Here is a 13942-nt window from a genome sequence, read left to right on the forward strand (position 1 = left end):
GCGCCAAAGCTGGAACCATGAAACCTTCAGAACACCTGACCGTCCGAGGCCCTGAAGACATCCTCGGGTTCATTCCGCATTCCCTGGGCTACTGGCCGGCCGACAGCCTGGTTGCGATGACCCTGCAGGGGAACCGGCTGGGAGCAACCCTGAGGCTGGATCTTCCAGGCCCGGAAACCCTCGCGGACCCGCGGGACTACGCCCGCACGGTGCGCGATTATCTCCTGGCTGACGAGAATGCCGACGCCGCCCTGCTGGCCTGTTTCACCAACGACGGCTGGATGGAACCACCTGGAACCTACCGCGGGCTATTGGATGCACTCCAGATGGTCCTAGGGGCAGCGGGGATGCCGGTGCGGGACGCCTGGTATGTCGGCGACTCCTTCTGGCGTGATGCTTTTTGCGCCGATCCGTCCTGCTGCCCCTCGCCGGGCCGGTCTGTTCAGGCGATCCGGGACAGCATGCTTAATGCCGAGATGGTCTTCCGCGGCAGCAGCGTCGGGCCCGCGCCGGAGGACGGGGCGCATCCTCCACCCCTGCTTTCCGGCGAGGACCGGGCAGCCGTCCTTGCCTCTGAGGCCACGTGGGCGGCACAGCTGGACCGGCGACGGGGGAGCAGGGAACAGTTCGGCCAGCTGATGGTCCAGTGGGAGGCCCTGCTTGCCAACGAGCCTGGTCAGCCTCTGCCCGTCAATGACGTTGCCTTCCTTCGCGCGTCGCTCCGGGTCCCCGCCTGGCGTGACGCCGTCCTGGTGATGGCCGCCGCCGGTCAGGCGGCAGCCCTGGCGGGTGCCGAGATGTTCGGCATCTTCGATGTCGGCTGCATCCTGGCTCCGGTGGGGCCCGTACTCCCGGGGCCCTTTCCGTCCGGACTTCCAGCGTCGGGAGCCGGACTGAGAGGACGGAGCATGCAGGGCATTCCAGGATATGGCGAAGTCTTGTTGGGACTGGACCCGGTGGTTCCTGCCTGGCACACCCTTAACAGCCTGGACGAAGTGCTGGAACAGCTGTCGGCGTGCGGCGGGCAGGCCGGTGCAGCCGCGCTGACCGGGCGTGGGTGGATCGCGTGGTGCAGGGGGAGGGGCTCCTACGCTGCTGCGTACCTCGGCCGCGCCCTTGACGAGGAGCCGGGCTACCGGCTCGCCGAACTCATGCTTGAGCTGGTCCGGCGCGGCACCCTCTGCGGCTGGGCTGCACGGAAGGAGGCCGCCTGGCGGAAATTCGAACCGGATGCAGCCTGACCGAATTCCGCCTGACCGGTTTGGATGGGGCAGCGTTGAGGTCGGGTTTGGGAAAACCGTGAGACAATGGTTGCCGAGACCCGGTTGGGTCCGTGAATCAAGTGCATGTGGTGAAGCCCAGTTGGGAACATTACAGCCGCCCCGGCAGTTCTACTTGTAGACTCTGCCGGCCGTGGTTGCACCTGATATTCATCACGGACTTGACAGGGTCATAGTGGTGTTGCCCGTATGGTGATTCCACAGACCGCCGCTAGAAAGGTTTTCTGTGACCCCGTCTTCCGCGAAGAAGGAACCCGCCGCCCAGGACGATTTGTCCCTTGAGGCGAAGCAGGCTGCAACGAACGCCAAGCGAGCAGCGACGCGGGCAGCCAACAAAGCCATCAAGGATGCCTCCGGTGATACCGGTTTGGACGGCAAGCCTGAGCCCAAGAAGCGCGGGCCCAAGCCCGGCGCCAAAGCCGCTGCCGAAGCAGCCGGAAAATCAGCCCGCGGCGCATCGGACGATGATGAGGACGTTGAGGAGGACCTCGACGACATCAACATCGCCGATGACAGCGAGATCAACGCCGCCAAGGCCGCATCGGCAGCCACGGGCAAGGGTTTTGTCTACTCGGATGCCGATGATGACGACGCCCCTGTCCAGCAGGTGATGTCGGCCGGAGCCACGGCTGACCCCGTCAAGGACTACCTCAAGCAGATCGGTAAGGTTGCGCTGCTCAATGCCGAGCAGGAAGTCGACCTCGCGCTCCGGATCGAAGCCGGACTCTTCGCCGAAGAGAAAATCAACGCCGACGACGGCTCGATGGACCCCAAGTTCAAGCGCGAACTTGAGTTCGTCATCCACGACGGCAAGCGCGCCAAGAACCACCTGCTCGAAGCCAACCTCCGCCTCGTGGTCTCGCTGGCCAAGCGCTACACCGGCCGCGGCATGCTGTTCCTGGACCTTATCCAGGAAGGCAACCTGGGCCTGATCCGCGCTGTCGAGAAGTTCGACTACACCAAGGGCTTCAAGTTCTCCACGTACGCCACGTGGTGGATCCGCCAGGCCATTACCCGCGCCATGGCAGACCAGGCCCGCACCATCCGCATCCCGGTGCACATGGTTGAAGTCATCAACAAGCTGGCCCGCGTGCAGCGCCAGATGCTTCAGGACCTGGGCCGCGAACCCACGCCCGAAGAGCTGGCCCTCGAACTGGACATGACTCCGGAGAAGGTCGTCGAGGTCCAGAAGTACGGCCGCGAACCGATCTCCCTGCACACCCCGCTGGGTGAAGACGGTGACTCCGAGTTCGGCGACCTCATCGAGGATTCCGAGGCTGTGGTTCCCGCCGATGCCGTGAGCTTCACGCTCCTGCAGGAACAGCTGCACTCCGTCCTGGACACCCTGTCCGAGCGCGAAGCCGGCGTGGTGGCCATGCGTTTCGGCCTGACCGACGGCCAGCCGAAGACTTTAGACGAAATCGGCAAGGTCTACGGTGTTACGCGTGAGCGCATCCGCCAGATCGAATCCAAGACCATGTCCAAGCTCCGCCACCCGTCACGGTCGCAGGTGCTGCGGGACTACCTGGACTAGATCAGGACTCAGGCAGCGCGGGTCCCCTTCGGCCCATCATCTTCGGATCGATGGGTGGAAGGGGACCCGCATTTTCCTGTCTGGGGCTTCATAGCAAGAGATAACGACAAAAGAGGACCCCTCCGGCTGGAGGGGTCCTCTTCGAGGTGTATCAGGTTGTGGTGCGCCTGGTCAGTCGACGGACACGGGAGCCTTCTCGTGAAGCCTGCCCGTCTCGTCGTGCCAGTCTGAGCTCAACGGCCTCAGCGTAGCCTCGATTGCACGGGCATGGTGGCCGCAGAACAGCAGCTCACCGCCGGAGGACTCGAGTACAACGCGGACATATGCCTGAGCCCCGCAACGATCGCACCGGTCCAGTGCGTTGAGTGTGCGGTCTGCCACTGCTGTTGTCATGTCGGCCTCCTTAGTAGATCTGTATGTCTATATAACCAGTATTCGTACCAATCCCATCGCAAGGACGGGTCAAGTTCGCTGTCCGCGTAGCCACAAGAATTGATCAAGCCGCCAGGTTTCGGTCACGGAAGGATAACGAGTGGCCTTGCCCACAGCCAGTGGGAAGTGTGGCAGCCCTCTGTCTGCTGCCGCGCCGACTAGGCTTGATGGAGCGCCCGCAGCGCCAGCTGTTCCGTCACTGAAGGAGTTCACAACCCGTGGCACCAAGTTCTGATTACACCGCCCGGCACCTTTCTGTCCTGGAGGGCCTCGAGGCCGTCCGCAAGCGCCCCGGCATGTACATCGGTTCCACCGATTCGCGCGGGCTGATGCACTGCTTGTGGGAGATCATCGACAACTCGGTGGACGAAGCGCTTGCCGGATTTGGCCACGACATCAAGATCATCCTGCACGCGGACAACTCGGTGGAAATCCACGACGACGGCCGCGGCATCCCCGTGGACATGGAACCCAAGACGGGACTCACCGGCGTCGAAGTGGTCTTCACCAAGCTCCATGCGGGTGGCAAGTTCGGCGGCGGGTCCTACACGGCCTCCGGCGGCCTGCACGGCGTGGGCGCCTCCGTGGTGAACGCCCTGTCTGCGCGCCTGGACGTTGAAGTGGACCGCGGCAGCAAGACCTACAAAATGTCGTTCCGGCGCGGCGAGCCTGGGCGCTTCAAGGACCAGGGATCCAAGCTGGACCCGTCGGCGGTGTTTGCGCCGTTTGTGGATGGCTCGGTGCTGGATGTGGTGGGCAAGGCGAAGCGTGGTGTGACCGGGACCCGGATCCGCTACTGGGCGGACCGCCAGATTTTCACGCCGGACGCCAAGTTCTCCTACGACGAACTGGCCGCACGGGCACGACAGACCTCCTTCCTGGTACCGGGACTCAAGCTCACCGTCCGCGATGAGCGCAGGCTGCCCGGAACCCCCGGTGAGGCAGCCGGCCACGAAGAGGTGTTCCACCACGACGGCGGCCTGTCCGAGTTCGTCGAGTTCCTCGCCGCCGATCCCGCCGTGACCGACGTCTGGCGGCTGCACGGTTCAGGAAAATTCAAGGAAACCGTGCCGGTACTCGACGAACGGGGCCACAGCCAGCTCGCCGAGGTTGAACGTGACTGCGAAGTGGACGTGGCTCTGCGGTGGGGCATCGGCTATGACAGCACCGTCCGCAGCTTCGTCAACATCATCGCCACGCCCAAAGGCGGAACCCACCAGTCGGGCTTCGAGCAGGCGCTGGTCAAGACGTTCCGGAAAGCAGTGGAGGCCAACGCCCGCAAGCTGAAGGCCGGCAACGACAAGATCGAGAAGGATGACATCTTCGCCGGCCTTACGGCTGTCCTGACGGTCCGGCTGGCCGAACCGCAGTTCGAAGGCCAGACGAAGGAAATCCTGGGCACCTCCGCCGTCCGCGCCATCGTCTCGAAGGTGGTGGAGCAGGAGATCACCGGAAAGCTGAATTCGGCCAACCGGAACGACAAAGCCCACTCAGCGCTGCTCCTGGAAAAGATCGTCAGCGAGATGAAGTCCAGGATTTCCGCGCGGGTGCACAAGGAGACCCAGCGGCGCAAGAATGCCCTGGAAACCTCGTCCATGCCCACCAAGCTTGCCGACTGCCGGACGGACGACGTCGACCGTTCCGAACTCTTCATCGTGGAAGGCGACTCCGCACTGGGAACCGCCAAGCTGGCGCGGTCCTCGGACTTCCAGGCGCTGCTGCCCATCCGCGGCAAGATCCTGAACGTGCAGAAGGCGTCAGTCGGGGACATGCTGTCCAACACGGAGTGCGCTGCGCTGATCCAGGTGGTGGGTGCGGGATCCGGACGCAGCTTCGACATCAACGCGGCCCGGTACGGCAAGGTCATTCTCATGACCGACGCCGACGTCGACGGCGCCCACATCCGGACCCTGCTGCTGACACTCTTCTTCCGGTACATGCGCCCCATGATCGACGCCGGACGGGTCTATGCTGCCGTGCCGCCGCTGCACCGGGTGGAGGTCATCAACGCCGGGCAGAAAGCCAACGAAATGATCTATACCTACTCGGAGGCGGAACTCCATGTGCTCCTGGCCCGGCTGGCCAAGGAAGGCAAGCGCTACAAGGAACCGATCCAGCGGTACAAGGGCCTGGGCGAGATGGACGCCGGACAGCTTGCCGAGACCACCATGGACCCGCGGCACCGGACGCTGCGCAAGGTGGGGATCGAGAACGCCAAGCATGCCGAAGACACGTTCGACCTGCTGATGGGATCCGATGTTGCCCCCCGCAAAGACTTCATCATCGCCGGCGCCTCCAGCCTGGACCGGGAGCGGATCGACGCCTGACGGCTCACGCCGGGGGGATTAGCCCAGCAGGCCCGGCACGATCAGCAGGGCGGTGGGCACGGCCAGGAGCAGGGCGGAGCCGGCAAGCACCAGCCCGCGGGCGGCGGCAGGCAGCTGCGGCTCAGGGGACAGCAGCCGGCTGACCCGGGAGATGGTGGTCCGGGCAGAACCTGAGACGGCGCCGGTGGGCGCCTCAAGCCCGTCCAGGGCAAGGCCGGGGTGCGCGGACGGTATGGCGGCGGCCGCCATGCTTCCCGCCATCCCCGCCCCCATCCCTGCCGTCATACCTCCGGTAGGTCCGCTGGCAACAATGGCGATCGCCTTGATGAGCGTGGCCTTGCTCTCCGACTTCAGCGCGACGTCGTCCGCCAGCATTTCGATGAGCGAGTTCACCGCCTCCTGAGCGAGGCGCGTGGTGGGCAGCCAGGGGAGCGCCTGGCGCCAAGCCGCAAACGCCCAGAGCAGGAGATGGTGGCGCTGGTTGAGGTGGGCATTCTCGTGGCTCAGGACGGCCCGTAACTCAGCCGGCTCCAGCGCGGCCATCAGGCCGTCCGAGAGCACCGTGACGGAGCGGGCCCCGCCGGGCAGGCAATAGGCGACGGGTGAATCGTGGCTGATGACCACCGTGCGGGCCGCGTCGACGGACGGGGCGGCCAACAGGGCCAGGAGTTCCCGGTGCCTACGCCGCTGCCGTTCGATCTTGTAGTAGGTCAGCAAGAGGGTGAAGACCAGGTGGGCGGTGAGCAGCGCCGCGGCGGACAGGGCGAACAAATGCCAGAAGCCCAAGGCCGTGGTGGGCGCGTTGAACAGGACCATATCCGCCAGCCCGCGAAGCCCGGAGATGAGGTTGTCACCGATCGGTTCGAGCCCGTAGACCAGCATGGCGCCGATCATGGACAGCCCACCCGCAAGTGCTATTGCCTGCCACAGCAGCATGGCCGTGAACGGTGACCGGGCAGGCCACGAGGCACGGGAAAGGAGGATAGGCACTGGCCACGCCAGGACTATCGCTAGGACCGCCAGCAGGTACGAGGTCCAGAACATGGTCCGCTAGATGTGGCCAAGCAGTTTGCGCAGTGTTTCCGCTTCACTGTCCGTCACGGAGCCGATGAACCGTGCCAGCACGGCTTCACGGTCAGGCGCTGAGCCCAGCACTTCGTGCATCAGCTCCGCTGTGTGGTCTTCCCTGCTGGAAACGGCCTGGTAGCGGTGCGGCCGCATACCGCGTTCCCGCTCCACAAGGCCCTTCTTCTCAAGCCGTGAGAGGACGGTCAGGACCGTGGTGACGGCGAGCTCCTTGCCCTCATGCCCGGCAGCATCCCCTTTTGCCTCGGTGGTTGTTGCCAGTCTGTCGCGCAGGGTATTCGCGGTGGCTGCTTCGTGGCCCGCCCAGAGCAGATCCATCACTGCCCGTTCCAGTTCGCCAAGACTTGCCATTGCGATACATCCTTCGATTTCCCCGCACCGGACCGTCGACGGCCGCGGTGACTGCACCAGCGCTACATATACAAGAACAAAGTTACCTGTTTTTCGCCTGAGTTTCTACGTACGGTAGAACACTCGGCGCGCCGCGGCCTTGTGGGCGCCACTTCCACATGGAACTGTTGGTTTACAGTGCCCGCCGCATTGTTCTACACTCTGTAGAAGTCAAAGTTCTACGAAACGTAGAAAAGTTGCACCGCCAACCCGAGGGACTGCTGTGGAAGCTCTGGAAATCGCACGCTGGCAATTCGGCATCACCACCGTCTACCACTTCATGATGGTGCCTCTCACCATCGGACTGGGCCTGGTGGTGGCCGTGATGCAGACGCTCTGGCACCGCACCGGCAAGGAGGAATACCTCCGGATGACCAAGTTCTGGGGCAAGCTCTTCCTGATCAACTTCATCATGGGCGTGGCCACCGGCATTGTGCAGGAGTTCCAGTTCGGCATGGCCTGGAGCGAGTACAGCCGGTTTGTCGGAGACGTGTTCGGGGCGCCGCTGGCCCTGGAATCGCTGCTGGCCTTCTTCGTTGAGTCCACGTTCCTGGGCCTGTGGATCTTCGGCTGGAAGCAGCTGAAGCCGGGCATCCACCTGGCCTGCCTCTGGGTTGCAGTGGTGGGATCGGTGTTCTCCGCCTACTTCATCATCGTGGCCAACAGCTGGATGCAGCATCCGGTGGGCGCGGAGATTATTGACGGCCGGCCGGTCATGACGGACGCCTGGGCTGTGTTCACCAACAACACCGCTCTGGTGGCCTTTCCGCACACCCTGATGGGAGCGCTGGCCGTTGCCGGCGGCTTCCTCCTCGGCATTGCCTGGTACCACCTCTGGCGAAGGCGCACCGACGGTATCGACACCGTCGGCGCCGACGGGAAGGTGATTCCTGGCGAAGCAGCCATCCCCGGCCGTGATCGGACCGATTACAAAGTGTGGATCCGCTCGTTGCGGATCGGGGCCGTCGTCGCCATGATCTCCTTCGCCGGCACCGCCCTGACCGGCGACCTGCAGGGCAAGCTGATGTTTGAGCAGCAGCCCATGAAGATGGCCGCGGCTGAAGCCGCCTGCCACGACGGCACCGGCTTTTCCGTGCTCAGCGTCGGGAACCTTGGCTCCAAGAACTGCGACGAGATTGTGGCCCTGATCGAGGTCCCGGGCATCCTGTCCTTCCTCGCCAAGGGCGATTTCACTACCGAAGTCAAGGGCGTCAATAGCCTCCTGGACCAGTACAAGGCCGACTACGGAACCCACCTCCCCGACAGCCCGATCTACGGCGAGCGGGCCGGCCAGGAGATCGAGTACGTCCCGGTCATGGAAGTCACCTACTGGGGCTTCCGGATGATGATCGGCTTCGGCGGGCTGGCTGCGCTGGCGGCGCTCATCGCGCTGTGGGTGACGCGGAAGGGCACCGTGCCAGCGTCGCGGTGGCTGATGCGCCTGGCGGTGTTCGGCATCCTGGCCCCGTTCGGCGCCAATGCCGCCGGCTGGATCTTCACCGAGATGGGCCGGCAGCCGTTTGTGGTGGCCCCCAACCCGGACCTGAACGGCATCGACCAGGTGTTTATGTTCACCGCGGCCGCAGTCTCACCCGGAGTGTCTGCCGGTGAATTGCTGACGTCACTGATCGTCCTGACCGCCGTCTACGCCGCGCTGCTTGTGGTGGAGGTCAAGCTCCTGGTCAAGTTCATCCGGGGCGGCGTGGTATCCGCCATGCCGGAACTTGCACACACCCCCGCCGACGAAAACGGGGACGCCAACAAGGGCCCCGGCAAGCCCGCCGACGACGTCCTGGCATTCGCCTACTAAGAAGAGCAGAGGATACTCGAGCATGGAACTGCTTCCCACCATCTGGTTCATCGTCATCGCGGTGCTTTGGACCGGCTACCTCTTCCTTGAAGGCTTTGACCTCGGCGTCGGAATGCTGATGAAGCTGTTCGCGCGGAACAACACTGAGCGCCGGGTGCTGCTGAACACCATCGGCCCGGTCTGGGACGGCAACGAGGTCTGGCTGATCACGGCCGGGGCCGCAACGTTTGCGGCCTTCCCGCTGTGGTACGCCTCGCTGTTTTCCGCCCTCTACCTCCCCCTGCTGGTGGTGCTGGTTGCCCTTATCTTCCGTGCCGTGGCGTTCGAATACCGCGGCAAGGGTGACACGGACAAATGGCGGTCGCGCTGGGACTGGGCCATCGCCCTGGGCTCCTTCTTTGCCGCCTTCGGTGTCGGCGCCGCCCTGGCCCTGACCACCACCGGCCTGCCGCTGAACGCGAACGGTGACCGCGTCGGTGGCGCATTCGCGTGGTTCAGTGGTTACGCCGTGCTGGGCGGGCTGGCAGTGGTGGGATTCTCCCTGCTGCACGCGCTGGCCTTCCTCGCATTGAAGACCGACGGCGACATCCGCCACCGTGCGCGCCGCTGGTTCGTCCGGCTGCTTCCGGTCCTGCTGCTGCCCCTGGCCGGCTGGGCACTGATCCTCCAGTTCCTGGAGGGCAAGCCGTGGACCTGGGTGGCCGTGATCGTGGCCGTGGTGGCCGCAGCAGCCGCGTGGTTCCTGGCTCGGCGTGGATCCGAAGGCAGGGCGTTTATGGCGATGGGAGCCTTCCTCCTCCTTGGCAGCGCGTCCATTTTCGGCGCCGTGTTCCCGGTGGTGCTGCCCTCCACCCTGGACCCTGCGTTTGACCTCACCGTTGCCAATGCGTCGTCGTCCGATTACACGCTCGGGCTCATGAGCGTGGTGGCAGCCGTTGGCCTGCCCCTCGTGATCACCTACCAGGCGTGGACCTACTGGGTATTCCGGCGGCGTGTCAGCGCGTCCCAGATCCCCGCGGCGCACAGCTTCCTGCCGGCCATTGCCGTCCGGGCATTCACCACGAAGGGCTGACCGGCACGTGCGCCCGGACTTTCCGGCCGGACCGGCCACCCGTTCCGCCATCTACTGGCTTGGCCTGCTGGCGGCGCTTAAGGCGCTGTCGCTGGTTCTGATGGGGCAGGCCGTGGCTGCCATGCTGGCCGGCTTGGCCACCGGGAACGGGTCCTGGCCCGAGCAGTTGCCCTGGGGCTTGGCGGGCGTTGTCCTGAGGTCCGCCACCGTGTGGGCCCAGGGCATCGCCGCGCGCCGCGCCGCGCTGGGCATCAAGGAAGAACTCCGGTCCGAGCTGCTGGCCCGGGCCCTGCGGAACGGTGCGCGCAGCACCGGCCCGGCCGACGGCGGACTGGCCGTGCTGGCTACGCGCGGGTTGGACGCGCTGGACAGCTACTACACGCAGTTTCTTCCCGCACTGGTGAACTGTGCCGCGATCCCGTTGCTGCTCGGGGCGCGCATCCTGTTCACGGACTGGGTCAGCGCGGTGGTGATTGTCCTGACGGTTCCGCTGGTCCCGCTGTTTATGGTGCTGATCGGCAGCTACACCGAGGACCATGTCCGTGAGGCGCAGGAAACCCTGACCCGGCTTTCCGCCCACATGCTGGAGCTGGCCAAGGGCCTGCCCGTCCTGGTGGGACTGGGCCGTGCCACCGCGCAGCGCAAGGCCCTTGAGGAGATCTCCGAGGAATACCGCGCCAGGACCATGGGGACTCTGCGCACCGCGTTCCTGTCCGCACTGGCGCTGGAACTGATCGCAACCATTTCCGTAGCAGTGGTTGCCGTGTTCATCGGCGTCCGCCTGGTGCACGGCGACATGCCGCTTGAGGCCGGCCTCCTGGCGCTGATCCTTGCGCCGGACTGCTACCTGCCGCTGCGCGAGCTGGGCACCGCCCACCACGCCAGTGATGACGGCCGGGCGGCCCTGGCCGAGACCAGGAAGGTCACTGAAGCACCCGAGCCGCAGCCGCTGCCCGCACAGGGACGCGAAGCTGCCGCGTCCGACGGCGGCAGCCGGGGTTCCGTGCCCGGGTCCGGGGGAGTGACGGTCACCGACCTCAGTGTCACTTACTCCGGACGGTCCGCTCCCGCCGTCGGGCCGTTAACGTTCACTGCCCCGCACGGGCTGATCACCGCCCTGGACGGTCCCAGCGGCGCCGGCAAAAGCACCGTCCTTGGCGTGCTGGCCGGGACCATCGGCGACGGCGGCGGAACCACCGTGTCCGGCCGCCTCTCCGGCCTGGCACGCGACGCGATCGCCTGGGTCCCCCAGCATCCGGTGATGGTGGCGGACTCCGTGCTTGAGGAGGTCATGCTGTACCTCGGTGGCGGAAGGGGCTCGGATACTCCGGCAGCAGCCGAGGCGGCCACGGATTGTCTGGCCGCTGCGGCTGCCGGGCACCTCGCCGGCCACCATCCGGCCGAACTTAGCCCGGGCGAGCTGCGGCGTGTTGCGCTGGCGCGCGGCCTGGCCCGCATCAGGTCCGGTGCCACCTTGCTGCTTCTCGACGAGCCCACCGCACACCTTGACGGCGTGTCGGCGGCGCTGGTGCAGGACTCGATCCGTGCGCTCCGGGGCCAGGTCACCGTCATCCTGGTGGCCCACGACCAGCAGACCCGCGAGCTGGCTGACCACCTGGTGCCTGTTTCCACCCACGGCATCACAGCCCCCTCCGACCGAGCTGTGCTGTCGGCAGGGACAGGGCCGTCCGGAACCGTGTGCGACGGAACCGGGGCCACCGTGGAGCAAGAGCATGCCCCGGAAATTTCCGGGCGTCGCCCGGCGAGAACGCAGACGCCCGCGGCCGGGGATTCCCGGCCAGGCGGGACCGCCCGCCTGCTGGCCGGCCTGCTGGCACCGGTGGCTGGCCGGTTCACCGGCGCCGCCGTGGTGGGCACTTTTGCCGCCCTTTTCGCTGTTGCCCTGTCCGGCCTCTCCGGCTGGCTTATCATCAGGGCCAGCGAACAGCCGCCCATCCTGTACCTGCTCACTGCCATCGTCGGTGTGCGGTTCTTTGGGATCGGGCGCGCCGTCCTGCGCTACTGGGAACGGCTCCTGCTGCACGATGCCGTGTTCGGCGCCCTCACCCGCCTGCGCGGCCGGCTCTGGGAATCACTGAGCCGCAAGGCACTCTCACTCCGGCGGCTCCTGCAGGGCGGCAACGTCCTGGGTACGGTGATTGACGACGTCGACACCGTCCGGGACCTGCTGCCGCGGGTCGTGCTGCCGTCCGCCACGGCGCTCGCCGTGGCCGGTTCAGCGCTGGTGGCAAGCGCCCTCGTGGCGCCTGCCGCTCTGCCGGCCGTTGCCTTGGCAGCAGCTGTCAGCCTGTTCGTGGCGCCGGCCGCCGCCCTGTGGGGGGACCGCCGCTCGGCCACAGCGGAACAGAGCCTGCGGGCAGGCGTCCTGCGGCGCACGTCCGCTGCGCTGGATGCCCGGGCGGAGCTGCACGCGAACGGCATCGCTGCAACAGTCCTGGACGCGCTGCGCGCCGAGGACCGCCTGGCCACCCGGGCATCGCAGCGTTCCGCCTGGGCCGAAGGCCTCGGCCAGGCCATCACCGTCGCCGCCTGCGGCACCGCCGCCTTGGCTGCTGCCGTGCTGACCGCACCCCAGGTGATGGCAGGAACCATGGAGCCCGCCACGGCCGCGGTTGTTGTCCTGCTGCAGCTTGCACTCGTGGAACCGTACGCGGCGATGACGACGGCGGTGCGCCAGTACCCGGCGCTACGCAGCGTTATGCGCCGGGTCGGTGAGTCAGGGGTGCTGGATGGCGGCGCCACCGAAACCGGGGCCGGCGACGGCCTGCATGCTGTCCCCGCCCGTTCCGGTGCCGCCGCGGGGGTTGAACTGGAAGGCGTCGGGGCGGCCTGGCCCGGCGGGGAACCCGTGTTCTCCGGGGTCTCCGCAACGGCCGGACCCGGCACGTGGCTGGCGGTCACCGGACCGTCCGGCGCGGGGAAATCCACGCTGCTCGCCGTCCTGCTGGGATTCCTGCCGGCCGCCACGGGCCGGGCCGCGGTGACCGGGACGGCGGCCTGGTGCCCGCAGGAGGCACACCTGTTCGATTCGACGCTGCGGGGCAACCTGATGCTGGGCGTCCATGCGCCGCCTACCACTGATGCGCCTGCCGCCGGTGAAGCCGAGCTGGAAGCGGCGTTGGCCGCCGTCGGCCTCAGCGCCCTGGTGTCGCGGCTGCCGGCGGGGCTGGACACCCGGATCGGGCCGGGTGGTTCCTTCCTCAGCGGCGGCGAGCGGCAACGGCTGGCCGTGGCGCGGACCCTGCTGACGGGGGCCGAGGTTATCCTGCTCGATGAGCCCACGGCTCATCTGGACGCACAGTCGGGACGGGAAATGCTGGCAGACCTCCGCGCCGGCCTGAAAGACCGCACAGTGGTCATGGTCACCCACAATCCGGCCGACATCCAGCCGGATGACGCCCGGCTGGAGCTCTCGGCGGTGTCCCGGACGGGCACGGCTGCTTCGCTGGTGGGTTGAGTCCCCTCAGCCGTCTACATCGTGGAGGTGATGGACGACGTCGTGCAGGAAGTACTGGGCCAGCGTCATGACCGTGAATTCGGATCCGTTGCTGCGCAGGCCCCGCCGTCCCCACTCTGACTCCCGGACGCCGGCGAAGGACTCGGCAATCTGCTTGCCCTCGGCCGTCAGTTCGGCGCTGACCACGGCGGGATCGGCATTGGCGTAATCCTTGTCGACTGCCGTTTGGTCCTGGTCCCAGTTCTCAAACCGGGCGCCGTCGGCGTCGAGCATAAGGTTCAGCCGCTGGTCGAACAGCGTGAAGACGTCGCGGACGTGGCAGGCATATTCCAGCGCCGACCACGTCCTGTCATCCGGGCGTTCTGCAACGTCAGGCCGGCGGAGGACGGCCCGCCAGCGCGGGAGCATGTTTTCCACGCTGCCCGGCACCGTGGCCGGTGTGGCGGTGGAAGCGTCGTAGGAGCACTCGGGGCACGGCCGGGAGAGGACCCAGGTCCAGTCCTTTTCATCAGGAATGATAGGCATGGCAGCAG

10 protein-coding genes are annotated in these 13942 nt (G+C 66.4%); 6 read left to right on the forward strand and 4 right to left on the reverse strand.

Features of this window, described 5'->3' with window-relative positions; all coding sequences use genetic code 11:
- Positions 1-17: 17 nt before the first annotated feature.
- Together ACX80V_RS07350 and ACX80V_RS07355 are read left to right on the forward strand one after the other, a co-directional pair.
- Positions 18-1241: a DUF4192 domain-containing protein gene (locus tag ACX80V_RS07350; RefSeq protein ID WP_485842581.1), complete on the forward strand. Its 1224-nt coding sequence runs from the start codon at positions 18-20 to the stop codon at positions 1239-1241.
- A gap of 265 nt (positions 1242-1506) precedes the next feature.
- Complete coding sequence (locus ACX80V_RS07355; protein WP_485842582.1) at positions 1507-2814, forward strand: RNA polymerase sigma factor; 1308 nt, start codon at positions 1507-1509, stop codon at positions 2812-2814.
- A 171-nt stretch (positions 2815-2985) separates the two neighbouring features.
- Here ACX80V_RS07355 and ACX80V_RS07360 read toward each other — a convergent pair whose 3' ends face one another.
- Complete coding sequence (locus ACX80V_RS07360) at positions 2986-3207, reverse strand: DUF7455 domain-containing protein (protein ID WP_056345317.1); 222 nt, start codon at positions 3205-3207, stop codon at positions 2986-2988.
- A gap of 257 nt (positions 3208-3464) precedes the next feature.
- On the opposite strand from ACX80V_RS07360, the gene ACX80V_RS07365 reads away from it, so the two are divergent.
- On the forward strand, positions 3465-5573 hold the full coding sequence (locus tag ACX80V_RS07365) for a DNA gyrase/topoisomerase IV subunit B (RefSeq protein ID WP_485842583.1): 2109 nt from the start codon (positions 3465-3467) through the stop codon (positions 5571-5573).
- Positions 5574-5591: 18 nt separating this feature from the next.
- On the opposite strand, the gene ACX80V_RS07370 is transcribed toward ACX80V_RS07365, so the two are convergent.
- Both ACX80V_RS07370 and ACX80V_RS07375 read right to left on the reverse strand, forming a co-directional pair.
- Positions 5592-6617, reverse strand: a complete 1026-nt coding sequence (locus ACX80V_RS07370; RefSeq protein WP_485842584.1) for a M56 family metallopeptidase — start codon at positions 6615-6617, stop codon at positions 5592-5594.
- A gap of 6 nt (positions 6618-6623) precedes the next feature.
- Positions 6624-7010 carry a BlaI/MecI/CopY family transcriptional regulator gene (locus ACX80V_RS07375; protein WP_056345326.1) on the reverse strand — a complete coding sequence of 129 codons (387 nt, stop codon included), beginning with the start codon at positions 7008-7010 and terminating at the stop codon, positions 6624-6626.
- A gap of 262 nt (positions 7011-7272) precedes the next feature.
- Between ACX80V_RS07375 and ACX80V_RS07380 the strand changes: the two genes are divergently transcribed.
- From ACX80V_RS07380 to cydD, 3 genes are read left to right on the forward strand one after another with little or no spacing between them, the layout of a single operon-like run.
- The gene (locus ACX80V_RS07380; protein ID WP_485842585.1) at positions 7273-8859 is read left to right on the forward strand and encodes a cytochrome ubiquinol oxidase subunit I; all 1587 of its coding nucleotides are present in this window, start codon (positions 7273-7275) and stop codon (positions 8857-8859) included.
- A 22-nt stretch (positions 8860-8881) separates the two neighbouring features.
- Positions 8882-9931 (forward strand): cytochrome d ubiquinol oxidase subunit II, encoded by a 1050-nt coding sequence (gene cydB, locus ACX80V_RS07385; RefSeq protein ID WP_485842586.1) that lies wholly within the window; start codon positions 8882-8884, stop codon positions 9929-9931.
- A 7-nt stretch (positions 9932-9938) separates the two neighbouring features.
- The gene (cydD, locus tag ACX80V_RS07390; RefSeq protein ID WP_485842587.1) at positions 9939-13409 is read left to right on the forward strand and encodes a thiol reductant ABC exporter subunit CydD; all 3471 of its coding nucleotides are present in this window, start codon (positions 9939-9941) and stop codon (positions 13407-13409) included.
- 6 nt (positions 13410-13415) lie between these two features.
- On the opposite strand, the gene ACX80V_RS07395 is transcribed toward cydD, so the two are convergent.
- Positions 13416-13934 (reverse strand): DinB family protein, encoded by a 519-nt coding sequence (locus ACX80V_RS07395; protein WP_485842588.1) that lies wholly within the window; start codon positions 13932-13934, stop codon positions 13416-13418.
- Between the last annotated feature and the right edge of the window lie 8 nt (positions 13935-13942).

It is taken from the genome of Pseudarthrobacter arbutini (genome assembly GCF_054510915.1).